The sequence below is a fragment of the Nocardia sp. bgisy134 genome (assembly GCF_965341865.1).
In the GTDB taxonomy this organism is placed as follows: Bacteria; Actinomycetota; Actinomycetes; order Mycobacteriales; family Mycobacteriaceae; genus Nocardia.
In genome coordinates this window covers 24,493-48,060 of sequence record NZ_CBDQZP010000021.1, presented here as the reverse complement: position 1 = coordinate 48,060, position 23,568 = coordinate 24,493, and the positions used below count along the sequence as shown (strand labels likewise).

At 66.3% G+C, this 23,568-nt stretch carries 23 protein-coding genes and 2 pseudogenes; 11 read left to right on the top strand and 14 right to left on the bottom strand.

What is annotated here, in order from left to right; genetic code table 11:
* Positions 1-87 precede the first annotated feature (87 nt).
* Positions 88-780: a class I SAM-dependent methyltransferase gene (locus tag ACRWNM_RS30055; RefSeq protein ID WP_431971504.1), complete on the bottom strand. Its 693-nt coding sequence runs from the start codon at positions 778-780 to the stop codon at positions 88-90.
* Between the two features lie 272 nt (positions 781-1,052).
* Here ACRWNM_RS30055 and ACRWNM_RS30050 point away from each other — a divergent pair, with 272 nt between their 5' ends.
* The gene (locus ACRWNM_RS30050; protein ID WP_431971503.1) at positions 1,053-1,994 is read left to right on the top strand and encodes an alpha/beta fold hydrolase; all 942 of its coding nucleotides are present in this window, start codon (positions 1,053-1,055) and stop codon (positions 1,992-1,994) included.
* A gap of 314 nt (positions 1,995-2,308) precedes the next feature.
* Entirely contained in the window at positions 2,309-2,914 is a 606-nt protein-coding gene (locus ACRWNM_RS30045) for a TetR/AcrR family transcriptional regulator (RefSeq protein WP_431971502.1), read from the top strand.
* Positions 2,915-2,935: 21 nt separating this feature from the next.
* Here ACRWNM_RS30045 and ACRWNM_RS30040 read toward each other — a convergent pair whose 3' ends face one another.
* Together ACRWNM_RS30040 and ACRWNM_RS30035 are read right to left on the bottom strand one after the other, a co-directional pair.
* Positions 2,936-3,928, bottom strand: a complete 993-nt coding sequence (locus ACRWNM_RS30040) for an NAD(P)H-quinone oxidoreductase (RefSeq protein ID WP_431971501.1) — start codon at positions 3,926-3,928, stop codon at positions 2,936-2,938.
* 81 nt (positions 3,929-4,009) lie between these two features.
* On the bottom strand, positions 4,010-4,387 hold the full coding sequence (locus tag ACRWNM_RS30035) for a helix-turn-helix domain-containing protein (protein ID WP_431971500.1): 378 nt from the start codon (positions 4,385-4,387) through the stop codon (positions 4,010-4,012).
* 397 nt (positions 4,388-4,784) lie between these two features.
* On the opposite strand from ACRWNM_RS30035, the gene ACRWNM_RS30030 reads away from it, so the two are divergent.
* Positions 4,785-6,023, top strand: coding sequence for a TetR/AcrR family transcriptional regulator (locus ACRWNM_RS30030; RefSeq protein WP_431971499.1), 1,239 nt, complete (start codon positions 4,785-4,787; stop codon positions 6,021-6,023).
* A 199-nt stretch (positions 6,024-6,222) separates the two neighbouring features.
* Entirely contained in the window at positions 6,223-8,058 is a 1,836-nt protein-coding gene (locus ACRWNM_RS30025; protein ID WP_431971498.1) for an acyl-CoA dehydrogenase, read from the top strand.
* A gap of 129 nt (positions 8,059-8,187) precedes the next feature.
* Here ACRWNM_RS30025 and ACRWNM_RS30020 read toward each other — a convergent pair whose 3' ends face one another.
* The 4 genes from ACRWNM_RS30020 to ACRWNM_RS30005 all read right to left on the bottom strand — a co-directional run bounded on the left by ACRWNM_RS30020 (position 8,188) and on the right by ACRWNM_RS30005 (position 12,169).
* A complete protein-coding gene (locus tag ACRWNM_RS30020; RefSeq protein WP_431971592.1) occupies positions 8,188-8,925 on the bottom strand; it encodes an SDR family NAD(P)-dependent oxidoreductase in 738 nt (245 codons plus the stop codon).
* A 5-nt stretch (positions 8,926-8,930) separates the two neighbouring features.
* A complete protein-coding gene (locus ACRWNM_RS30015; RefSeq protein WP_431971497.1) occupies positions 8,931-9,953 on the bottom strand; it encodes a phosphotransferase family protein in 1,023 nt (340 codons plus the stop codon).
* Positions 9,950-11,158, bottom strand: coding sequence for an acyl-CoA dehydrogenase family protein (locus tag ACRWNM_RS30010; protein WP_431971496.1), 1,209 nt, complete (start codon positions 11,156-11,158; stop codon positions 9,950-9,952). The genes ACRWNM_RS30015 and ACRWNM_RS30010 overlap by 4 nt, the downstream gene beginning before the upstream one ends.
* Positions 11,159-11,266: 108 nt before the next feature.
* Positions 11,267-12,169 carry a TetR family transcriptional regulator gene (locus ACRWNM_RS30005; RefSeq protein ID WP_431971495.1) on the bottom strand — a complete coding sequence of 301 codons (903 nt, stop codon included), beginning with the start codon at positions 12,167-12,169 and terminating at the stop codon, positions 11,267-11,269.
* 185 nt (positions 12,170-12,354) lie between these two features.
* Between ACRWNM_RS30005 and ACRWNM_RS30000 the strand changes: the two are divergent.
* Positions 12,355-12,684: pseudogene (locus ACRWNM_RS30000) on the top strand (MFS transporter); the annotation flags it as partial.
* Between the two features lie 290 nt (positions 12,685-12,974).
* On the opposite strand, the gene ACRWNM_RS29995 reads toward ACRWNM_RS30000, so the two are convergent.
* Complete coding sequence (locus ACRWNM_RS29995; RefSeq protein ID WP_431971494.1) at positions 12,975-13,856, bottom strand: hypothetical protein; 882 nt, start codon at positions 13,854-13,856, stop codon at positions 12,975-12,977.
* A gap of 275 nt (positions 13,857-14,131) precedes the next feature.
* Entirely contained in the window at positions 14,132-15,004 is an 873-nt protein-coding gene (locus ACRWNM_RS29990) for a universal stress protein (protein ID WP_431971493.1), read from the bottom strand.
* A 326-nt stretch (positions 15,005-15,330) separates the two neighbouring features.
* Here ACRWNM_RS29990 and ACRWNM_RS29985 point away from each other — a divergent pair, with 326 nt between their 5' ends.
* Positions 15,331-15,711: a hypothetical protein gene (locus ACRWNM_RS29985; protein ID WP_431971491.1), complete on the top strand. Its 381-nt coding sequence runs from the start codon at positions 15,331-15,333 to the stop codon at positions 15,709-15,711.
* A gap of 177 nt (positions 15,712-15,888) precedes the next feature.
* On the opposite strand, the gene ACRWNM_RS29980 is transcribed toward ACRWNM_RS29985, so the two are convergent.
* On the bottom strand, positions 15,889-16,536 hold the full coding sequence (locus ACRWNM_RS29980; RefSeq protein WP_431971490.1) for a hypothetical protein: 648 nt from the start codon (positions 16,534-16,536) through the stop codon (positions 15,889-15,891).
* Between the two features lie 93 nt (positions 16,537-16,629).
* On the opposite strand from ACRWNM_RS29980, the gene ACRWNM_RS29975 reads away from it, so the two are divergent.
* Positions 16,630-17,382: an SDR family NAD(P)-dependent oxidoreductase gene (locus ACRWNM_RS29975; protein ID WP_431971489.1), complete on the top strand. Its 753-nt coding sequence runs from the start codon at positions 16,630-16,632 to the stop codon at positions 17,380-17,382.
* 179 nt (positions 17,383-17,561) lie between these two features.
* On the opposite strand, the gene ACRWNM_RS29970 is transcribed toward ACRWNM_RS29975, so the two are convergent.
* Both ACRWNM_RS29970 and ACRWNM_RS29965 read right to left on the bottom strand, forming a co-directional pair.
* The gene (locus ACRWNM_RS29970) at positions 17,562-18,233 is read right to left on the bottom strand and encodes a DUF2267 domain-containing protein (RefSeq protein WP_431971488.1); all 672 of its coding nucleotides are present in this window, start codon (positions 18,231-18,233) and stop codon (positions 17,562-17,564) included.
* A 13-nt stretch (positions 18,234-18,246) separates the two neighbouring features.
* A complete protein-coding gene (locus ACRWNM_RS29965; RefSeq protein ID WP_431971487.1) occupies positions 18,247-18,396 on the bottom strand; it encodes a hypothetical protein in 150 nt (49 codons plus the stop codon).
* A 240-nt stretch (positions 18,397-18,636) separates the two neighbouring features.
* On the opposite strand from ACRWNM_RS29965, the gene ACRWNM_RS29960 reads away from it, so the two are divergent.
* Positions 18,637-19,605 carry an extracellular catalytic domain type 1 short-chain-length polyhydroxyalkanoate depolymerase gene (locus ACRWNM_RS29960; RefSeq protein WP_431971486.1) on the top strand — a complete coding sequence of 323 codons (969 nt, stop codon included), beginning with the start codon at positions 18,637-18,639 and terminating at the stop codon, positions 19,603-19,605.
* A gap of 153 nt (positions 19,606-19,758) precedes the next feature.
* Here ACRWNM_RS29960 and ACRWNM_RS29955 read toward each other — a convergent pair whose 3' ends face one another.
* Positions 19,759-20,352, bottom strand: a complete 594-nt coding sequence (locus ACRWNM_RS29955; RefSeq protein WP_431971485.1) for a hypothetical protein — start codon at positions 20,350-20,352, stop codon at positions 19,759-19,761.
* A gap of 127 nt (positions 20,353-20,479) precedes the next feature.
* Here ACRWNM_RS29955 and ACRWNM_RS29950 point away from each other — a divergent pair, with 127 nt between their 5' ends.
* Positions 20,480-20,776, top strand: a complete 297-nt coding sequence (locus ACRWNM_RS29950; protein WP_431971484.1) for a chorismate mutase — start codon at positions 20,480-20,482, stop codon at positions 20,774-20,776.
* An 82-nt stretch (positions 20,777-20,858) separates the two neighbouring features.
* Here the strand turns inward: ACRWNM_RS29950 and ACRWNM_RS29945 are convergent, their stop codons facing one another.
* Positions 20,859-21,269, bottom strand: a complete 411-nt coding sequence (locus tag ACRWNM_RS29945) for a MerR family transcriptional regulator (RefSeq protein WP_431971483.1) — start codon at positions 21,267-21,269, stop codon at positions 20,859-20,861.
* A gap of 50 nt (positions 21,270-21,319) precedes the next feature.
* Between ACRWNM_RS29945 and ACRWNM_RS29940 the strand changes: the two genes are divergently transcribed.
* Together ACRWNM_RS29940 and ACRWNM_RS29935 are read left to right on the top strand one after the other, a co-directional pair.
* On the top strand, positions 21,320-22,273 hold the full coding sequence (locus ACRWNM_RS29940; protein ID WP_431971482.1) for an alpha/beta hydrolase: 954 nt from the start codon (positions 21,320-21,322) through the stop codon (positions 22,271-22,273).
* Between the two features lie 190 nt (positions 22,274-22,463).
* Positions 22,464-22,898 (top strand): annotated as a pseudogene (locus ACRWNM_RS29935) (3-hydroxyacyl-CoA dehydrogenase); the annotation flags it as partial.
* Positions 22,899-23,568: the final 670 nt, after the last annotated feature.

Here is a 23,568-nt window from a genome sequence, read left to right as displayed (position 1 = left end):
ATGAGCGACGGGCCGGGGGAGCCCGGGCACTTCGATGCCTGACGCATCCGGCCTGGGCAACGCGGCCCGCGATCCGGTGTGGCGGGATCAGTCCAGGTGGGCCGACAGCAGCCAGGCTGGAACCGACTTGCGGCCATGGGGCTCGTCGCGCATGCCCTCGAATTGGAAACCCGCGTCCGCCGGCAACTCCGCAGGCAGATTGCCATGGATTCGCGCCTGCCTGATCTCATCGATCACCCAGTACTGCGACACCACCTCGCGAAGCTCGTCGGCGGTGACCGGCGATGGGCCCGGTTCAGGTGCTTCGGGCAGGGCGGCCCGGTCGAAAACCAGCACGAAATACGACGCGCCCGGCGCGGCGGCGCGCGCAATCGACTGCTGATAGCCCTCCCGCGACTCGACCGGGATCGAATGGAACAACGTGCTGTCGACGATGGTGCCGAAGCGGCCGTCGTAGCCGGTGAAGGAGGCGATGTCGGCGACCTCGAAGGAGGCGTTGACCAAGCCGCGCTTGGCGGCTTCGGCGCGGGCCAGTTCGACCGCGGTCGGCGACAGGTCCAGGCCGACGGTGGTGAAACCCCGCTCGGCCAGATACAGCGAGATCGCCGCCTCCCCGCATCCGACATCGAGCACATCGCCATGGAATCTGCCCTGCTCGATCAGCGCGGCGAGTTCCGGCTGGGGTTCCCCGATACTCCACGGTGGTTTGACGCCCGGCCCGAACGGGCCCCCTGTACCTCGGTAGATTTCTTCGAATTCGAAATCGTGAGGGGAAGTCATAGCCCACGAATATCAGAGAACCTGGTACATGTTCGGGACGTGGCCCGCGACGCGCTCGGACTCGTCAGGAGCCGGTGCGGTGGCGGCAAATCGGCAACGGCGCCTTGCGTCTAGCAGGCATGACATCGGCGGTGCGATACCGCTCGCCTGGCGACTGTCCGGCCTCGACCGCCGCTGACACGCCAGGCGTATGAACCGCGTCACTCCCTGTCACACGAGCGGACGGTCGCCGGTCCTATGAACGGATACCCCGACGATCGGAAAGCGCTGTCATGAAATCCCGAATGCTGTCCAAGCGAGTCGCGTTGATCGCGACCGCGCTACTCGCCGTCCTCACGGCCGTCACGGTGCCCATCGCGTACGCCTGGGAGGGCTTGGGTTCGTCCTATCAGTCGCAGTACCTGACCCGTGTCGAATCCCGATATGTCGAGACCGATCTGGCCAGGTTTCACTACACCCGGATCGGGACCGGCTCACCCGTCGTCTTGATCGCCGGAGGAGGACTGTGGGGATACTCCTGGCGAGACGTCGCCCCGGCGCTGGCCGCCGAGCACACGGTCTATGCCGTCGATCTGCCCAGCCAAGGATTCACCGAACTACATCGCGAAGACTTCGCCTACGACTTGCCCGCGATGTCGGAGGCCATCGCCGCCTTCCTCGATGCCGTCGGGCTGGACCGGGCGGCGATCGCCGGTCACTCGTGGGGTGGGGCCTGGAGCCTGTACTTCGCCGAACAGCACCCTGAACGAGTCGAGCAGCTCGTCCTTCTCGACTCACCGGGCCTCGACGCCGAAAAGGCGCCTGTCACACCACTGTTCACCACGCCGCTACTCGGCGAGCTGGCGACCAACCTGACCACCCGCTCGTTCTACGCCGATAGCATCCGTGGCACCTTCCACAACCAGCACCTGGTGACCGAGGAAGTGATCGACGAGCTCTACGCACCGTTCTCCCAGCCGGCGAACCGTGACGGCTTCCTGTCACTGTGGCGGAACCTGGACTATCGGCTCACCGACGTCGGGCTTACTCGGATCACCGCACCCACCCTCGTGCTGTGGGGCGCCCAGGACACCTGGCTCCCGGCCTCCCAAGCTCATCAGCTGGCTCGGAGGATTCCGAATGCCACAACAACCGTTCTTCCCGGCTGCGGGCACACAGTCCACGAGGACTGCCCGGCACAAACGAACGCCCTGCTGACCGCCTTCCTGCACTGAGACGCACGAACAACCCGGACGGACCGCAGCTCGGACTGACTGGGGCCTGCAACCGGTTCGACGAGCGGACCCATGGTGCCGCAGTGATCTCATCGCGGCATCATGGGCCGTGGTCGGCTCCCTGCACTCCCCGTCGGCGACCGCTCAGGACGATCCGGGAGCGGTGCCGTCGAGGAATTCCGTGACATCGTGGCGAATTCGCTGTACTGGAACAGGAATCCGTGCGCAGCCCTGTCGCCCCACACCTCGGCCATGCTGCCTGACGGAACCGTAAGCGAGATCTAAGCGATGTCAACACTTGTTATGTTGATGACATGGCAACGTCGAACACGCCGTATCATCACGGCGACCTACCCGCCGCCTTGGTGCGTGCGGCCGTGGAGCTCCTCGAGGAAAACGGCGCCGCCGAGCTGTCACTACGCGCCGCCGCGCGGCGCGCCGGTGTGTCCACCGCCGCGCCGTACCGGCATTTCGCCGACCGCGACGCCCTGTTGTCAGCCGTTGCCGCGGTCGGGTACCGGGAGTTGGCGGCCAACCTGGCCGCGGCGAGTGCCGCACCGACCACCGCCGAGGACTTCGCCGCGATCGCCATCGCTTACGTCCAGTTCGCCCTGACGCGGCCCGGGTTGTTCCGCGCGATGTTCGCCGAGCCGTGCGACCCCACCAGCCCCGAACGGGTGGCAGCTACCACTGCGATTCACGAGTACGTCAGATCGATTGTGCGGCAAGCGTTTCCCGCAGCAGACGAGGAGGCCCTGGCAACAGCGTTGTGGTCGATGGTGCATGGCCTGGCCTTCCTGTACCTGCACGGAAAGTTCGACGCCGCCTCGCCGGACGCCCTCGCCGAGCGGGTCCGCGCGATTGTCCACTCGATTCTCGAGCTGTCGGACCGCGCACCCAGCACCGAGCAGAACGTGTAGCTCACGCCGGTGCGCGCCAGGTCAGGGCTCGCGAACGGTGAGAAGCACCTTGCCGACGGTCTCGGCGGAATCCAGCAACGGGTGCGCTTCGGCGACATCGGTGATCGGGATCTTCGCGGACACGACCGGCGCGACCGCGCCCTCGGCAATCAGCGGCCACAGGTTGCGGCGCAACTCGGCGACGATCTCGGCCTTGGAGCCGGACCCGCGCTCCGGGCGGCGGCGCAGATTCGTCGCGTGGACCGAGCCTCGCTTGGCCAGTAGCACGCCGAGATTCAGCTCCGCCACCGCCCCGTCCTGCAACCCGATGATCGTCAGGTGACCGTCTTCGGCCAGAGTGTGCACGTTGCGCTGCAGATAGCCAGCGCCCATGATGTCCAGGATCACATCGGCGCCGCCGTATTCCTCGGTCACGACGGTCGCGAAGTCTTGTTCTCGGTAGTTGATCAGCGTGTTCGCTCCGAATTCCCGGCAGCGATCGAGCTTGAACTGCGATCCCGCGGTCACCGCGACACGAGCACCCAGCGCGCGACCCACCTGAATCGCATGGGTCCCGATGCCGCTGCCACCGCCGTGGATCAGTAGCGTCTGCCCTTCGCGCAGCCCTGCGGTCATCACGATGTTCGACCAGACCGTGGCGGCGGCTTCGGGCAGCGCCGCCGCATCGGTCAGGCTCACCCCGCCGGGAACCGGAAGCACCTGGGTGGCAGGCACGTTCACCCGTTCGGCGTAGCCACCGCCGGGCAACAGCGCGCACACCGCGTCGCCGGGCTTCCAGTCCTGTACACCGGCGCCGACCTCGGCGATGATTCCGGAAACCTCGAGACCCAGGATCTCACTGGCACCCGGCGGCGGCGGATAGAAGCCGTATCGCTGCATGATGTCGGCGCGATTGACCCCCGCGGCGACCACATCCACCGTCACCTCCCCGGGGCAGGGCGCGGGCAGGTCGTCGACCTCGCCCCATTTCATGACCTCCGAGCCTCCGTAGCCGTCGAGCGTCACCGCAAACATGTCGTCCCCTTTCGGTCGGCAGGATGTATACGTCGCTAACATTACCCTGAAAATTAGCACCGTCAACATTCGAGGCGACGATCACAGCCCGTTGCCGCGATGTCCGGGAACCGTTCGTCGCGGCGCGTGCTCGCCTGTCCAGTGCAGGACCTCCAGCGCGGCCGCCACCGCAACGATATTGTCCGCCAGGGGTTTCGGTAGCAGTTCGTCGGTGCGGACCAGGCGCCGAATGATCGTGTTGCGGTGAATGAACAACCGCTGCGCGGTGCGCGAGGTGTTGCACAGCTCCTGGATGTAGACCCGCAGGACCAGCAGGGTTTCGGGGTCGGCGGACACCAGCCCACCCGCCCGGGCGGGCGTGATTGCGGCACCTTCCAGGACCAGCGTCACCGCGGCCAGCCGCTCGGCGTGGGTACCGCGCGTGAGCGCGCGGCGCTCGGAGTCCATCGCCTCGCCCACGGCTTCGGCGATGTCATCGACGAAGGTACTGATGGATTGCGCTCGCTGATGTACTTCGACGGCGGTGCGGCAGCGGGCCTGGAAGGAGGATTCTGGATGACCGCGATCGGACTGGCCATCGGCGTCCTCTCCGGCGTACTGGTGACCACCTTCTACGATCAGAAGGGGTTGACGCGCACCTCTCGCACCCAGGTCGAGACCGTACAACCCGCCTGACCATGCCGCTCGGCGCGGTCATCGCGTTCGGCCTGAACGGCTCTCGCCGTTCAGGCCGAACGCGCGTGTTCCGGCACGACACCCACACCCCTCCTCCAAGCAGCACCACCGTCATCGGATCCGGGCGGCCGAGCACCGGAACTCCCTATCCGGACCGATGATGCAGGTCACACCGAAGGGCATGAGCATCGACCACCCCGACCGTCGCGCGCGTCCACGTAATCGGCGCGCAGTAATTCTCGCCGCAGCGTTCGAGGCGTTCGCGCACAACGGCTACCACGACACGTCGATGGCCGACATCGCCGAAGCCGTCGGGATCACCCCTGCCGCGCTGTATCGGCATTTCAGCAACAAACAGCATCTGTTGGGGCAATGTGTGCTCACCGGACTCGACGATGCTCTCGCCCGCCTCGACGCCGCCAGCCGGTCCCGCAACTCCCGAGACGCGATACTCGCTGCACTCGTGCAAGTCGCGCTCGAGCGGCGCGGGCTCCCGCGACTGTGGCAGCTCGAATTCCGCCACCTCCATGAACGCGACAGGTCGGCAGTTCTCATCCGGGCAGCCAGGCTTACCCGGCACCTTCGCGGGACCGTCCGGTCACGGCGGCCCGAGTTGTCGGCAGCGGACGTGGAGTGCTTGAGCTGGTGTGCATTATCGGTGGCAGTCAGCCCGGCCTACCATCGCCTCGAGCTACCCATTCCAGTGGCGGCCCAGGTCCTCGGAGCGGCCATGCACGCCGTCATCGCGACCGATCTCCCCACACAACCGACCCATCCACTTCGCGCGCACGGACACAGCCGCTTCGCCGACGGCACGGATCTGGACCGCGCGCTGCGGCGGGAGCGCATTATCGCCGGGGCAGCCCGCCTGTTCACCCAGCATGGCTTCCCGAACGTGAGCATTCACGACATCGGCGTCACCGCGGGTATCACCGGCCCCGGGGTCTACCACTACTTCGACAACAAGGCCGAACTGCTGGACATGATCGTGCGCCGCCACGACGAGTGGATCGAACTGCTGGTCGCCCACGCGATGACCCGAAGCCGCAGCTCGCACGACGCAATAGCCACCCTCACCCACAACTTCGTCCGATTCGGTGCAGACGAGCCCGATCTGCTCGCCATCACCGTCAGCGAAACCCGGCACCTCCCGGCAGCAGCCGAGCACCGCTACCGCAGGGTCCGCCAGGACGGCATCGCAAGCTGGGCCCGCATGTTGGGCGCAGCACGCCCGGAACTCGCACCGCCGGTGACACGCATGCTGATCCGTGCATTCACCACCGTCGTCATCGAGGCGGTGCGCAATCCACGACTCAACAGACGGACCGACCTCGTCGAACTTCTGGTCGCCGTCGGGCACAGCATCCAGTCGGCACCCGCCGGTCGCAAACGCCCACCGCGAGTGATTCACCGCACTTGACCGCTGTTCGCGTGACGCGCCTCGACCGCGACACCGAGCGCAGATCCGGTGGGCGTGCTGTCCGACCCACTTAGTCGCCATTGACTTTTCTTTGCCCAGCCGGGCCGGCATCACGCACAGTGTGCCGCGGGCGCGTCGAACAGCCCGTCATTCACCCTCGGACGCCTCGAACGTCCGGCGACCCAGAAGGCTACGTTCCGTGAGTCATTACAAGAGCAACGTGCGAGACCTCGAGTTCAACCTCTTCGAGGTGTACGGACTCGAAACAATCTTGGCGACAGGCGCTTTCGGAGATCTCGACGCCGACACGACACGCTCGGTACTCGCCGAGGCCGCCAAACTCGCCGAGGGTCCCGTCGCAGCGCCCTACGCCGACACCGACCGGAACCCGCCGGCATTCGATCCGCGGACCCATACGGTGGCGCTGCCGGAGCCGTTCAAGCGGGCGGTGCGCGCCTGGTACGACGCGGAATGGTGGCGGCTCGGCAAATCCGAGGACATCGGCGGAGTTCGGGCACCTGCGATGCTCGAGTGGGCAGTCACCGAGTTCGTTCTCGGCGCGCAACCGGCCGCCCACATGTACAGCATGGGTCCGGTCATGGCCGACATCATCAACGAGATCGGAACACCACAGCAGCGCGGCTGGGCCCGTTTCATGGTGGAACAGGACTGGGGCTCGACGATGGTGCTGACCGAGCCGGATGCCGGTTCCGACGTCGGCGCGGGCCGCACCAAGGCGATCGAGCAGGAGGACGGCTCCTGGCACATCGAGGGTGTCAAGCGTTTCATCACCTCGGCCGACTCCGACGACCTGTTCGCCAACATCGTGCACCTGGTGCTGGCCAGGCCCGAGGGCGCCGACCCGGGCACCAAGGGCCTGTCGCTGTTCGTCGTCCCGAAGTTCCATTTCGACCACGCCACTGGCGAACTCGGTGACCGCAACGGCGTGTTCGTCACCAACGTCGAGCACAAGATGGGACTGAAGGCTTCGGCGACCTGTGAACTCACTTTCGGCGGTCACGGCATCCCGGCGAAGGGCTGGCTGGTCGGTGACGTGCACAACGGCATCGCCCAGATGTTCAAGGTGATCGAGAACGCGCGAATGATGGTCGGCACCAAGGCCATCGCCACCCTGTCGACCGGCTACCTGAACGCGCTGGAGTACGCCAAGACCCGCGTCCAGGGGGCAGACCTCAGCCGCTTCACGGACAAGGCGGCACCTCGGGTCACGATCATCCGCCACCCCGATGTGCGCCGCTCGCTGCTCATGCAGAAGGCCTACGCCGAGGGCCTGCGCTCGATCTACCTGTACACCGCTGCCCACCAGGATCCCGTTGTCGCCCACCATGTCTCGGGCGTAGATGCCGAACTCGCCGCGCGGGTCAACGATCTGCTGCTGCCGATCGTCAAGGGTGTCGGTTCCGAGCGGGCCTACCAGTACCTGACCGAGTCGCTGCAGACCTTCGGTGGTTCGGGCTTCCTGCAGGACTACCCGGTCGAGCAGTACATCCGCGACGCGAAGATCGACTCGCTGTACGAGGGCACCACCGCGATCCAGGCGCAGGACTTCTTCTTCCGCAAGATCGCCCGTGACCGCGGTGTGGCGCTGGCGCACGTGGCGGGCCAGGTGCAGAAGTTCATCGACTCGGAGGCGGGCAACGGCCGCCTGAAGGGCGAGCGCAAGCTGCTGGCCACCGCGCTCGAGGACGTCCAGACCATGGCGGCCACCCTGACCGGCCACCTGATGGGCGCTCAGGAGCAGCCGTCCGAGCTGTACAAGGTCGGCCTGGGTTCGGTGCGCTTCCTGCTCGCCGTCGGTGACCTGCTCATCGGCTGGCGCCTGCTGGCGAACGCGCAGACCGCCCTCGACGCGTTCGACGCCGAACAGTCCGCTGCCGAACGCGCCTTCTACGAAGGCAAGGTTGTCGTGGCCGCATTCTTCGCCCGTGAAGTGCTGCCCCGACTGAGCTCCGATCGCGCCGTCATCACCGACATCGATGGCGACGCCATGGATCTCGACGAATCCTCGTTCTGACCGGCTGCCGGTCGACGCAGACCCGACAACCGGCCTGACGACAGATGTCCTGGACGCGGCGTTCGATCGCTACCGCGTCCAGGACTTCTGCGGGTTCAGCGAGCACCGTCGGTGGCCACCTACCCTGCGCTATGCGCGGTACCCATCGGTGCCGGCGCGAGACATGACGATATTGGAGACCACGGCGCGGGCAGACAGTCTCAGCAGGGAGTCGACGATCTCGACGACATCGCTCACTGCGAGCATCTCTTCCGGTGGGACTCTGTCATGGATCCAGGCACTCATATCGGTGTCGACGTAAGCGGGGGCGATAGTCGTGGCGGCGATGCCTTTGCCGGACTCTTCGGCGTTGAGGGTTGCGAACAAGGAGATGAGCGCCGCTTTCGCGGCACCGTACGCCGCCAGCCCGGCCTCGGCGTACACCCCGGTGATCGACGACAGCGCAATCACTTTCGCGCCACGTTCGGGCGCGAGGGCGGCCGCGGCGCGCAGCATCGGCAGGGCGCCCTGGATGAGTTGCATCGGGGCGCGCAGGTTGACGGCCAGGGTCTTGTCGAACCTGCGCATCGACGCATCCGCGAGAGGCTCGGCAGTACCGACTCCGGCATTGAGGACCAACGCCGACAGCGATCCGAACCGTTGCGAGTGCCCGGCGAGTACCGCTTCGACGCCGTCGGTATCGGCCATGTCCGTGGCCACGCTGGTGACATCGCGAGCGCCGGCCTCGCGCAGCTGCGCGGCGACGACGCTCAGGCGATCGGCATCACGAGCGGTTATCGTCATCGCGTAGCCCTGTCGAGCAAGGCTTTTCGCGATCGCCACACCGATTCCGCGGGATGCACCCGTGATCAACGCGGTTCTTGTGATATCGGTCAATTCCAGTCTCTCTTCAGTGCGCGCAGTCCAGCTGCCATGAATTCCGGTGTCGCATCGGCGGCCCGCACCGCGGGCGAACCGGAGTCCGCACCGCGCAGGGCCCGATGAGTAATTCCTTCGGCGATCACACCGAGCTTGAAGTTGGCCAACGCGAGATAGAATCCCCAGCTGCGCAGATCGCGACCGGATGCGACGGCGTACGAGTCCGCCAGAGCATCGGGACTCGGTAGCCGGTCACTCGTCCACGCGGCCCGGGTGCCCAGTACCAGGTCGAATGCCGGAGACCGATAGACACACATCAGTGCGACGTCGGTGAGCGGGTCGCCGAGTGTCGACAGTTCCCAGTCCACCACGGCTCGAATCCGAGCCGGATCCCCCGGATCGACGATAGTGTTGTCGATGCGGAAATCACCGTGCACGATCGAGGCTGCGGATTCCGGCGGTAATGTCTCGGCCAACGCCGCCCCAAGGGTCACGACATCGGTGAGCTCACGCGTTTTCACCCTATCCCACTGCGCTGCCCACAGATTCACTTGACGGGACACGAACCCGTTCGGGCGGCCGAAATCGGCCAGGCCCACCGCTTCGGTATCCACAGCATGCAATTCGGCCAGGATCCGCACCAACGCGCCCACGGCGTCCGTGACCTGTTCGTCGGTGAACGTCGTGAGATCGTCCTGCTCCCGAATCACAGCGCCGTCGACGAATTCGACGACGCTCATCTGAGCACCCAGCGCACTACCGTGTTCATCGAAGGCGATGGTCTTCGCTACCGGCACTGATGAATCCTGCAGCGCCTGCATGACGGTGAACTCGCGCGCCATATCGTGTGCGGACGGCGTGAGCCCTGCAACGGGTGGCCGCCGGATGACCCACTTCGATACATCGTCCGAAGCGACGAAAGTCAGATTGGAGCGACCGCCATCGAGCAACTCGACCCGCAGATCACCACACACGACAACACCGCGGTGCTCCAGAAAACGCTGTAGCGCGGCGATGTTCATGCCCGGCAAGGTCATTCTCCACTCGGCTGAGCTCGCTTGGCTGCGCCGATCGCGCGTTTGGCGATGGCCCATCGGTGGACCTCCGAGGGACCGTCGTAGATCCGGAACGGCCGTACCTCGCGCAAGAGCCGGGCCAAGGGCAAATCTTCGGAGACGCCCAGCCCTCCGCACATCTGTACGCTCCGATCGACGATCCGGCAGATCGCTTCGGCGGCAAAAGTTTTCGCGATCGAGGTTGAGTTCGCCGCAAGGTCGCCGTTGTCGAGTTCCCAGCAGGCGCGGAGCAGCAACGCCCGGGTGGCGGCGATATCGATCTCGTTGTCGGCAATCATCTTCTGGACCATGCCCAGATCACCCAGGCGTGACCCGAATCCCTGCCGTCCGGCCACGTGTGCCACTGCCACGTCGTGACCGCGGCGAGCGGCGCCGAGCCATCGCATCACATGTGTCATACGGGCCGGACCCAGTCGCACCTGTGCGTGTTCGAAACCGCGGTCGACAGCACCCAGCACCGCCGAATCCGGGACGAACACATCGTCGAACAACAGCTCGCAATGCCCGCCGATCATCGACCGGTCGAGGGTGTCGATGTGACGCTGCAGCCGGATGCCCGGGGTGTCGCCCGGGGCGAGGAACATGGTCGCGCCACCGCGCTGTCCCGGCTCGCCGGAAGTGCGGGCCATGATGATGAAAAGGCCCGCGCCGTCGGCCCCGGTGATGAACCACTTGTGCCCGTCGATCCGCCAGCCACCGTCGGATCGCACCGCCCGTGTGGACAGCGCGGACGGGTCCGAGCCCGCGCCCGGCGCCGGCTCGGTCATGGCGAAGGCCGAGCGTATTTCACCCCGGGCCAGTGGTTCCAGGTACTGCTGCTTCTGGGCCGGGTTCGCGATCTCGGCGAGAAGGTGCATGTTGCCCTCGTCCGGCGCCGCGATGTTCAGGGCCGTCGGGCCGAACAGCGAGTACCCGGCGGCCTCGAAGATCGGTGCACGATCCGACATTCCGAGACCGTGTCCACCGTATTCCACCGGCGCGTGCGGCGCGAACACTGCTGCATCACGCGCGGCCTGTTGCAGTTTCACTCGCACGTCATCCCCTCCCGCCGCGGTGATGTCGCCGTTGTGAGCGTCCTCGATCGGCAGCACCGAGTCGTGGATGAAGTCGCGCGTGCGTTCGGTCAGAGCACGCACCTCAGCCGGATAGGACAAGTCGATCGCCACTGACACTCCTCGCAATTGGCCGAGCGTACGCTCGGCAGATATCCCGGGGTACGGTGACATGGTCGTGGCATACCTGTCAATACGACCCGTCATGCTCCGGCGCTATGTTCAGTTATTCTGAACATGCACACCGAGCATGCCCAAAGCGAACCTGGCATAGTCGGCAGCGATACGCTCGGGGCTCGACTGGCCGTTGTCCCGGAACCATTGCGGCAACGACGTGCACATGGTCGAGATCGCACGCCCGGCGTGGCGAGGGCTGTCCGTCGCGAAAAGGCCCTGATCGACTCCTTCGGCGATCTCGGCGTCCAGCAGGTGCTGTAAATCGTTGCGCAACGCGCTGATTCGGCGCCGGTTCGCCGGCTCGAAGCTGCGCATCTCGCTGGCTCCGATGAGCGCCAGCTTGCGCCGGTGCATGTGGAACAAGGCCAGCGCCTCGACCATCAGGCTCAGCCGTTCGACAGGAGTCGTGCCTTCGTCACGCGCAGCAGGCACCCGCGCGAACAGCTCGGCCATCGTGATGTCCAGGCACGCGACCAAAAGATGCTGCTTGCTCCGATAGTGGTGGTAGACACCCGGAACGCTCATCCGTGCCCGCGTGGCGATCGATCGCATGGTCGAGCCGTGGTAGCCCTTCTCGACGAAGTCGTCGATCGCGGCCCTCAGCACGGGGTCGATGCTCAATGATTCGAACGCGCGCCAGCTGCGGCCGGTCCGCTTGTCCTCGACGAGCGGTGCGGCTGCGGGCGCATTCGCGCTGTGGTCCGAATCCGAGTCCGAATCGCCGAGGCGATCGAGCAGCTCCCATACTCCGGTGTCCAAAGCGGCGGCGATCGCGTGCAACCGGCCGACCTCGACGCGGGTCTTGCCGTTCTCGATCGCGCTGACCGTGGCCGGGCTGACGTCGATGCGGGAGGCGAGTTCGCGCAACGAGACCCCCCGCGCAGATCGCGCCTTCCTGATGGCGGAACCGACCTCGTGCGCCGAAGGCGTCGTGGAAATCTCTGACATAGGTTCAGAATAGCTGAACCTCTGAACAAGTTTCAGATACCCACGTCTCATGTTCAGGATTGACCTTCATGTTTGGTGGATGTCAGTGTGTTCCGGGTCACGATCCTTCCCGATCGATCGGTCGGTGCCACATCAGGCTGAACATTCGTGACCCAGTCCGTTCGACGCTGAACAGGAGCGCCTGGGCGGCGCCGATCCTGCTGGTGGTCCTGCGTGTCTGCCAGGGCCTGGCGGTGGGCGGTGAGTGGGCGGGCGCTACCCTGCTCACCGCGGAGAACGCACCCGAGGACAAGCGCGGTACCTACGCGCTGTTCCCTCAATTGGGTCCCTCGCTCGGATTCGTTTTGGCCAGCGCGACTTTCCTGACCACCCGGCAGCCGCGCGAGATCCTGCTCGGCGCGGGCGCGGTGAGCATGTGCTTCGCGTTCTACTACATCGGCGTGACCTACCTGACCAGCTACGGCACCGGGCACCTCGGACTTCCGTCGGTCACCGTGCTCGCGGTCGGCATGGCGATCGGCTCGACTCTCGCGGCTGCCCACGATCGTCGGAGCACGCCTGTTGTGCCGGTTGTTTCCGCCGAGGTGCCCATCGCCGAAGTCGCCGAGGCGCACGCATTGCTGGACTCCTCCGCCAGCGTCGGCAAGGTGTTGCTCACCATCGGCAAGCCCTGAGTCACCTACGAGCTCTTCGTGACAGGCCGGACGAGTTCCGCCTCGGTCGGCCTCACACATTCGTCGACAGTCGATTCCACAGGCACACCAATTGCCGAACCGCCTGTGGGTGCGGTGGATGATCTCGATCGTCAGCTCATGGATGGTGGGTCGTCACGAAGCGGCGGCGCAGCGCGCAGAGCAATGCGAGCGGACAGGGAAAGCGGCGGTCGCCACGGGCTCGAGTCGTGTGGTGGCCATGCGTAGCAGGGTGTTCGGTCGAGCAGGAGCTCGGCCAACCTCGGTTGGCCCAGCTCGTGGGCCGACCACTCGTAGAGATCCTTCAGGCGGGGAGAGATGACGCCGACATCGAGCATGCGGCCGAAGCTGTGCTCGACGGCGACGTAGGTCTCGACATCGTCGCCGAGCGGGTAGCGATCGGGAAGGATGCGGGACAACGAGAGGAACACCCCGGTCATGCCGAGCCGAGGATCACCGAGTAGCGGCGCGACCGGCGCGAGTCGACCCAATGCGAGGCGTGGAGCGGATACCAGCGCGTGGGCGTAGAGAACCCGCATCAGGACGAGATTCATGAAGAACCGCTCGGTGCGGGTCTCGGTTCTAGCCAGATCGAGATTGTCCAAGTAGGCGGATACGACGCTGGTGTTGTGCGCTCGGTACCAATTCCGAGCCGTGGGCTCGGCGATGAATCGCACCGCCAATTCGACGCTGATCGACGAAGCCGGTCCGCCACCACCGCCCAGCAATACGCGTGCTTCCCAGCCATCGCGCAGGAGTCGCTCGTTCACGGCCCGCCACCACGGGCTGCCCGGGGAGGGTCCTGTCACCGGCCGGAGCAGGCCTCGCCGCAACTGCCACCGCATGAACGCGCTGGCAGCGCGGCGGAACGGGAGGTGCACCTGCGCGCCGCCCGCGTCGCCCTCGTAGAGCTCACGCAGTAAATCCAGCCGCCCCGACGGATCGTCTCGCACTCGAGCGACTTGCTGCTCGGCGAAGTCGGCGGCACTCGACATTTTTGCATTGTCGCACCTGTCGAGGCCGCCTGGCGGCCCGCGCCGCGATCAGGACGCGGTCACCGCCGGACTTGCCCTGCCCTGGAGCAGCGGACCGTCGAAGGCTGGAGGCATTCGCTGCAAACCGCCACCCGCCGCACCATCCTCGTTCCTCACCGCGATGGCCCCAGCCGGGTTGGCGGCGGGGTTCCGCCGCCGCGACACCGAATACTGACCATCAGTGTCGGATCGGCGCGGAGCCGGTCGGGCTGACCAGCACAGTCACGGTGGCACGGTCAACGGCCGGTGTCGGGCCGCACGACGATAAGCGGGCATTCCGCCCCGTGCAGCACCGCTTGGCTGACCGAACCCAGCGTCATACCGGCGAAACCGCCGCGGCCGTGGCTGCCGACGATCAGCAGCTGGGCGGTTTGCGCGGTGTGCAGCAGGAGGCGAGCAGGTCGGTCTTCCCCCGCGACGCGCTCGACGTGAACGGCGGGGTATTTCTCGATGTAGCCCGCGAGGTTCTCCGACAGTAGCGCTTCGGCTTCGACTTGCATCTCGGCGCGCGACTGGTACCGCTCGAATTCGGACCAGGCGTGCACTGCTACCACACCGACGCCGCGTAGCGAGGCTTCCTCGAACGCCATGTCGATCGCCGCGACGCTGCATGGTGAGTCGTCGACGCCCACCACGATCGGTCCTGGCGAGATCGGCTCTGCTTCTTCGGGAATCACTGCGACCGGGCTGTCGGCATGCCTGACCAGCGCCGTGCTGACCGAACCGAGCAGAGTGCGGCGGAAGGCGCCGAGCCCTCTGCTGCCGACCACGATCAGCCGCGCGCTCTCGGAGCGGTCTCGCAAGGCCGGTATCGGCGCGGCGTTCACCACGGCTGTGGACACCTCGATGGCTCCGAACGAGGCGGCCGCCGCGCTCGCGACCTGGGCCGCGGCGGCGACTATCTCTGCGCCTGCCTGACGAAGCGATTCGTAGTCGACCACCGGCCCGGCGAGACCGGGGCCGTAGTCCACCGGTACTCCGATCGCGTGAACCAGGTCCAGCGGCGCACGGTGACGCGCCGCGTAGACCGCCGCCCAGCGAACGGCGGTGCGCGACTGTTCGGAGCCGTCGACTCCGACCACGACCGGTGGGTTCGTCTTGGCGGACATATGCGTGCCTTTCGTCCGAAGAGTTTCCGCAACGGGATAGCCGAACGTTAGGCCGCGATATGGGGACGCCGCGCCGGTCTTTGGTCACCGATGACCGGGTCCAAAGACGACCGTGGGGGCGCCCGCTGTCCACGTCGTCGTCGAGGAGTGCGCCCGAAGTCCCTGTATCCGAGGGGCCGAGATGCGTCGTCGATGGCGGCCTGCGGGCGTGAGCCGGAGCCGCCGACCGGGCGGCCATGACTGTCGCGCGGGGAGGGGCCGTTCGTCCCGGGACTGGGTGATTTCGGCCCCTGTCGAGGCTGGTGGACCCGAGCAATAGTGATGTCATGGCCAAGACTTCGAATCTCTCGGCGCCCGACCGGCGGCGCATCGCAGAACAGGCTCTGGATTCGCCAGAGCAGCGTACGGAGGACATGTTCGTCCGGGTCCAGTGCGGACGTGGTCATCATGTGGCGGCAGTGCTCGACACCGCCGTGGGTCCGGTGTTCCGATCGGTGACCGGCTTGCACGCCCACGGTGGTCGCGACTATGTCGACACCGGACATGGCTCCCACCGGAACGGCACCCGATACGCCGACCTGCTGGCGGCCGACGACTTCACCGACGACGCACTACCCGCCTCCTGCGAATGCGGGCCGCACACCCTGTCGCGGGCTCGTTTGGCGAAGGCGATCGCAGAATTCGAGCGCGTGATCCAGTTGCCCTGATCGTCTTCGACCAGACAGCAGAATCGCTTGCCGTCACGAGCTCCGGTCGGCATGGGGTCCCAGGCAGGCCGCCGACGAGCGCGAGGCGAGCAGCAGCGTGCTCCAGGTGATTCAGGGCGATGCGCAGATGGCGGATGACATGCTCACCGGCGGCGCCGTCACCTTGCAGCAGACAGATCAGGTCCACCTTCGCCCGGACGGTGGCGCGATAGGCATGTAGTGGGAGCGCAACGACATCGGTGCGGGGTCGCCGGTCGCCCGCACGTAGTCGCCGAGTAGGCGTACGCCGAATTCCGGGTTCCCGAGAAACTCGAAATCCGTGGCCAGAAAGGCGATGTCGTCGAGGCAGTCGAGGTGACGCAGCCGGTCGTCGAAGTCCAGGCAATCCAGGACCCGAAAGCCGTCGGGGAGGGCGAAGATGTCCTCGGCCAGCAGATCCCCGTGCCCTTCGAGAATGCGCCCTTCGGCGATCCTGTTGTCGAACAGTGGGATTCGGCCGTCCAGGTACCGCATCGCGAGGTGGTCGATCTGCTCCGGCAGGTTTGGGGCGACCGGGCACGCTGGTTCTTCTCGAAGAGGTTGCGGCAGCGTCCGCCACCGCTCGCGCAATGCTCGCGCGGTGCCCGCCCGTTCCACATCGGGGCTACGGCGCGCCAAGCGATGGAATCGGGCGAGCAACTCGACCAGCGCCTCGGCCGGCCGCTCGCCTGCCAGATCGGGCCTGCGGCCGCCATCGGCGACCTGCCGATCGAGGTGGCGGAGTCCGGCCGCCCACAGAGCCGCCATCCGTCGCCGCGGGTCGATCGTGGTCAGAGGACCCGGCAATCGGTGACCTTCGGCCGTCACATCTGCCGTTGGTTCGCACGATGCTGAATCACGAGGGAATCGTGCGCAGCCAGCCGAAAGGTATGGATCGTCATGGCCGAACTCACGGGCAGAAGCGCCGTCGTCACCGGCGGCGCGCGCGGAATCGGCGCCGCCGTCGTAGCCGCCCTGGCGAAGGAGCGCCTCTCGGTCGTCGCCGGCGATCTGCTCGACTCCCAGGGCGGCGCGCTGGCCGAATCACTGGGCCCGAATGTGATCTTCCGCCGCCTGGATGTGACCGACGAGGCGGGCTGGTGTGCGGTCCTGGACGACGCCGAGGCGGAGTTCGGTCCGTTGGCGGTACTGATCAACAATGCCGGAATCGTCGACTTCAGCGATATCGAGTCCGAGCCTTCCTCGATGTTTCGTCACGTCATCGATGTCAACCTCTACGGTGCCTGGCTGGGCATGCACCTGGCTGCGCCGCGGTTGCGTGCCGCGGGCGGTGGGGTCATCGTCAACATCTCGTCCGCCGCCGGGCTGATCGGCTACGCGGGCGTCGGCGCCTACGTCGCGAGCAAATGGGGTTTGCGAGGCCTGACCAAAGCCGCCGCCCTGGAGCTGGGACGCGCGAACATTCGCGTGTGTTCGGTACATCCCGGCCCGGTCCGCACGCCGATGACCGCGGCGATGGACGAATCCGTCGTCGCGAGCCAGCCGCTGGCACGCTTCGGCCAACCGGAGGAGGTCGCGGCGATGGTGCGCTTCCTGGTCACCGAGGCCACCTACTCGACCGGCTCGGAGTTCGTGCTCGACGGCGGCGCCACCGCGGGTCAGGTACTCGACCTGCCGGACGAATCCCGATGAGAGGCAGGCGATGGCGGACGGGAGCCCGGTCCGGGGCCTGCCGCGCGGCGGCAGGCCCCGTGCGGAGCGATCACAGGCGAGGACCAGGTCGGTCGAGGTGATCAGACCGGTGAGCCCGCCGTCGGCGCCGACGACGGCGACCGCGTCCGGATTGGGACGAAGTACGACCCGGGACGCGATCATCGAGTGTGTGACCGGTCGGTAGTCGGGGCCACGGGTTCGATCAGTCCTTCGACGAGCAGAATTCGATGGGCCTCCTGTGCGGCCGACACTCGTGCGGTGCCATCGGATACACCTTCGAGCGGATTCTCCAGTCCGCGAACGAGGACGGCCACGGCCTCCGACAGGGCACGCAGCCGGGTGTCGAGCTCGTCGAAACGGGACGGCTCCCTTCGCCCGGCGAAACTCGCGGCCAACGGACCGGCGAGTTCGGCGCCGACCAGGATTCGCCGCAGGTCCTCGGGCAGCAGCACGAAGACGTGGTCGAGCTGGCCGGGGGAGAACAAGCCGGTGAGCGTTTCGGTCACCGAACCAGCCAGTGCGACCGCCTCGTCGTGCGTGACGCCTGCTTCGTGGGCGAATTGGTCGAGGAAGGAGGGGACGTCGTGGGAAACGGGGACATGAGCGGGTACCCAGTCCTCGAAGAAGATTCCGCGCAGCATTTCGGGCAACTGCGCGCTCAGATGTGCGCTCGCATTGATACTGATGCGGTCACGCACGGTGTGCAGCCAGGCGCGCAGAACGCGGTGGGCGAACGCCCGGTCATCGGTGGCGAGGCCGTCGGCGATGGCGCGCAGCCACTCGTGGGCTGTGTGGATCGCGGGCGCGAGAGGATCGCGGTGATAGCTCATGGAGTGCGGCCTTTCACGGATGAATCGTGGTGGAGCGCGCTGGTGGCAGCCGCAGACTTAGGGCGATCGTTTCGGCCCACGAGCGGATCTCTGCCCAGTTACGCAGATCCCCGTACTGATCGGTCGCGTACACGAGCGCGATGCGCTGTTTGTCCTTGTCCATGTCCAAGAGCCTCCTAGCATGAGTCCAGCTCGGTGAGAGGATTCGTGCCCGGGCCGACGGGACCATGGTCACCGCCGACGCCGGCGGGGACATTCGTCGAGGCGTGGGGATCGGCGGCAGGGTTGAGTTGTGTCCAATTACCCTTCAGAGGGAGCCGGTGCTCGGCAGAGCCCGATCCCGCATCGAAGGATCGCCCCGAGGTGCGAGTCGCGAGTATTCGTTGGTGCTTTCGTGTGGGGAGTGCAGTTGATCGACCGCGTCATCTCTCGGAATCGGCTGGCGGTCATGGCCGCCGTGCTGCTGCTGGCCTCGGGTCTGGCCGCGCTCGGTAGTCCGCGCGCGTACGCGGCCGATATCACCGGGCGCAGCTACGCCAATGCGGCGGGCACCCGCAACTACTACCTGCACGTGCCGCCGGGTGACACGGCGGGCAAACCCCTGATGATCTACCTGCACGGCTGCACCGACCCCGAAGCGCAACTGGCCGACAACGGCTTCTCGCTGACGAGGATCGCCGACGAGCGGGGTTTCGTCCTCGCGTACCCGATCCAGACCAGCGACGCCAACGAGCGCTGGTGCTGGAACTGGTTCGACCCCGCCAACCAGGAGCGCGACACCGGTGAGCCCTCGATCGTCGCGGGCATCACCGAAACCCTGATCGAGGAGTTCGGGATCGACCGCGCCCGCGTCTATGTCGGCGGCTACTCCGCGGGCGGCGGCATGAGCACTGTCATGGCGGCCACGTATCCGGATCTGTACGCCGCCATAGCCCCGATGGCGGGTGGACCGTACGGCATGAGCCTGCAGCCGCTCGAAGCGGATCTCACCGGCGCCACCATTGTCGCGTCGATGGGCCCGCGGGCCCGCCCTGTCCCGGCCTTCTTCCTCCAGGACCTCGCCGATCAGACCAGCCTCTACCCGATCGGCCGTGCCAACATCCTGCAGTGGCTCGGCGCCGATCGGCGGGCGGGCGACCTCACCCTCGCCGACGCGCCGACGGCGGTCACCACCACTGCGGATCCGGTCCCCGCGACCATCGAGCACTACACCGGAAGCGGCTGTGAGCTGGCACAATTCGTCACACCCATCGGACCGGACCACATCGGCGGCGGGCTGCTCATGCAGTCACCGTCGGGACTCACGTTGCAGCGCCGGATGATGGACTTCCTTCTGGCGCATCGACTCACCGGTCCGCGGCAGGTCTGCTGAGGGGCGGGGCGAAGTTGGTGCTCGGCGAACTGGCTGGACGCCGTGGCGATACGCGGATGCCGAGGGCTGCGGCGGCCTGTACCGCGAAGGAGAGCTCCGCGCCGAGCTCGACAGTCGCCGCGCGGCGCTGAGCTGATTGTTGGAAGCCTCGGTTCAGAACTTGCCGATGTGGTGTTCGATTCGGTGCCCGAGTCGGGCGGCGAATTCGGTGATGAAGTCCTCGGTGAGGGGCGGCCAACCCCAGAAGTCGAAGGCGAGGGCGCCCAGGGCGAAGTCGTCCGCCCATTGCCAGGTGGTGATGGGGCTCGGTGTGGTGCAGGAGGGGCAGGTTGCCGCGCCGGTACCTGTTCGCTTCCAGGCGTCGATCGCGTCCGAGAACGGCTGCCATACGGCGGGATCGGCTTCCCATTGTTGCGGGTAGTCGATGATCACGGTGGTGGCCTGGCAGCGTGGGCATACCGCGGAGGCCGGTTCGATGCAGCCGCGGCCGGAATAGTGGTCGTGGCGGCCGACGATGACGGCGACGGGGCCGGGGATCCAGTCGGCGCCCCATTCCTGGGTGATCTGCGGCCAGTCGGGGCCTGGCACAAAGCCTTCGTCGACCTGGAGGCTGTACATCGCGTCGCGCGAAGTCTCCCGAAGCAGCCATCGCCGCGACACCATCCAGTCCACCATGTGCTGGGCCAGCGTGCTCGCGTCGGCCGAGGCTACATCGAGGTCGACGATTCGTTCGAAATAGTCACCCACACCCGCATCCTGCCACCGAGGACCGACAGCCCGTACCCGAGCCGGCGGGCGCGCCGAGTGGCCTTCATCCGATCGGTGAACAAACACATTCCACGGCAACATGATTCGACTGCTAGTGTCGCCCTCCGTGAATACTCCGTCCTCTCTTGCCGAGGTCCGCGCCGAGATCGATGCGATCGACAGCACGATGATCGAACTCCTCGCGACCAGGCAGGAACTCGTGCGCGCGGCGGCGACGTTCAAACGTGACGAGCACGCCGTCCGCGCCCCCGACCGCTTCGCGCAGCTGATCGCATCGGTGCGGGAGCGGGCGGACGCGGCGGGCTTGTCGGCCGATGTCGCGGAGACGATTTGGCGCGCGATGGTCGGCGCGTTCATCGAACTGGAGCTGGCCGAACACGAGTCGCTCCAGGCGAGCGAGTAGCCGCCTCAGCGCACGGCCTTCTTCACCCGGTGATCCTTCGGTCGAAGGCAGGTGAGTCACCACCGCCGGGTCGTTCGCGAAGTTACGCGGCGGTGTGCACTGCCTCAGCTTCCGGAGGGGCGAGAATGCTTTTGAATTCAGGGCAGTCGGCCAGCGGTTGATGGGTGCAGGTCGCGGTGTGGCGCAGGCCGTCTCGCATCCTGGTCAGGCGGGCGATGTCCTCGTCCAGTTGCTTGGCTCTGTCGGCCAAGTGGGTTCGGAGTTCGGCGTCCTGGGGGGTGGCTGTCAGGAACCTGGCGATCTGCGCGATGGTGAACCCGGCCGAGCGGGCGCAGGTCACCAGGGCCAGCCGTGCGAGCACATCCGGGTGGTAGGTACGGCGTAAACCGTTGCGGCCGTCGGGCTCGATGAGGCCCCGCTTCTCGTAGAACCGCAACGCGGACGGGGTCAGCCCGGCCCGCTCGGCGACTTCGGCGATATCCAACGACGTCATGCCTGATTACTCCTTGACTTGAATCGCGCTTCAAGTTGCACGATAGGCGCATGACCGAAGAAAGAGAAGACCGGATCTCGTTGCACCCGCAGGTCGAGGCGTATTTGGAGCGACTCGCCCGATTCAATTTCGGTGAGCTGCATACGTTCCCCGTCGAGCAGGCGCGCGAAGGGGTGCGTAGGGGGATTGTTCTGCTGGGCGAGCCCGAAGCTGTTGCCGACGTCGAGGACCGCATGATCCCCGTAACGGATGGGGATCTTCGGGTTCGGATCTACACTCCGGCGGGTGAGGGCCCCTTCCCGCTGTTGGTGTTCTTCCACGGTGGCGGGTTCATGCTCGGCGATCTGGACACCCACGATGGTCTGTGCCGAAGTCTCGCGAATGGGGCCGAGTCGATCGTGGTCTCCGTCGACTACCCGAGGGCGCCGGAGCACAGATTTCCGGCAGCACCCGATGCCTGCTACGCCGCGACGCAGTGGGTTGCCGACAACGCGGCCGGCATAGGCGGGGACCCCGCTCGGATTGCTGTCGGCGGCGACAGTGCCGGAGGCAACCTGGCGGCCGTTGTCGCGCAGACGGCGCGGGATCACGGCGGGCCTGATCTGGTCTTCCAGCTGCTGATCTATCCCGACCTCGATTTCCGGAGAACGAATTACTCCATCCGCGAGTACGCGGGCAAGTACGGCAATATCGGCAGGGCCACCCAGCACTGGTTCATGGACAACTACCTGACCGCTGAAGAGGAGAAGCTCGATCCCAGAGTCTCGCCCCTGCTCGCCCCCGACTTGGCTGGGCTCCCACCGACACTCGTCATCACCGCTCAGTACGACGCGCTGCGAGACGAGGGTGAACAGTACGGCCAGCGGTTGGAGGCAGCCGGCGTCCCGGTCACCGTCAGCCGCTATCCCGGAATGATCCACGAATTCGTCCGGCACACCTTCGACGACAGCGAGAAAGCGCGAACCGAAGCAGCGACAGCACTCCGGAAGGCGTTCATCCGCTGACCGTCACCGCACGCGGGCAAACATCCAGGATCTTCTCCTCGAATGCGGCCCCGCACCGCAGGAACCAACCGCTGGACCGATCGAGGTCCTGGATCAGCCACAGCGGTATCGGCGTCCGACTGGTGGCCGGACGCCGATACTTGTCACGTCAGGCCGGTGACCTGCCGACACGGCTGAGTTGCCGGGAGAGCCGGCGCAGGCCAAGGAAGTCGGCCTCAGCGACGAGCTGGTGTCCTCGGTGGACGAACTGCTGCCCACGGCCAAGGAGTGGATCAAGGCCAACCCGGGGCCGTGTAACCGTGGGACGCCAAGGGCTACCGGATGCTCGGTGACTCGCCGTCGGACCCGGCGTCCATGGCAAACCTGCAGGCCTTCGCGGCCAACCTCCGCAAACAGGTCAAAGGCGCGCCGATGCCCGCCCCGCGGGCAATCCTGGCCGCCGCGATCGAGGGCGCGCAGGTGGACATCGACACCGCTGCGGATCGAGATGGGCTACTTCGTCAGCGTCGTCACAGGCCAGGTCGCGAAGAACATGACCAAGGCGTTCCTTTTCGACCTGCGGCGGATCAACGCTGGCGGTTCGCGTCCCGACGGCTGCGCTGATCCAGCGCAAGTTGGCGCGCTACCGTAGTGACGAAAGTTGCCTATGTGGCTGGTGATGTTTCTCTGTCGGCAGGGTCGATTGGACCTGCGTCGAGGGCGGGTCTCCTGGGAAGCCCGGAACAGATGGCATTCGACGAAAGTGGCAACCGACCCACGGTCCGCTGACACTGCTCGTCATCGCTCGATCCACCGCATCACCAGCCGAGCTGTAGTAGCGCACTACTCCAATTCCATCGCCGCCTAGACGGGTTGAACGGCATACCGATCGGTGGGCCGGCTCGTCGGTGCCAGTGTTGCGGCTGCGCTCCTCCGAAACCGTCGTTCTCGCCGGTGTCTGTCGTGAAATTGGCGTAGTCGACTACCCGTGTCAACCCCTGCGGAGATCGTCATTCTTAGGAGTGCAAGACAAACGTGACTTTCGGTCTATCGGGCCTGAGCGACAACGAAGTCGGTGCGGATGCCGGGGCAACGGCGCGGCGACATCCGCCTGAGTCCGAGATCGAGTACACCTGCCAATTGGCGACTGCTCGAGTACATCGACGTGCGGGTCGAGGGACTTGCGTCATCGAAGCAGGGGCCTGCTGCGGCGTCGACCGACCGGCCGCGGCACAACCGGAGGATCAGTCGGTGTCAGTAGAAAGGCGTGGTGATCCGGCCGCCGAAGAGGTCGGTACCGTAGCTCTGGTAGATCG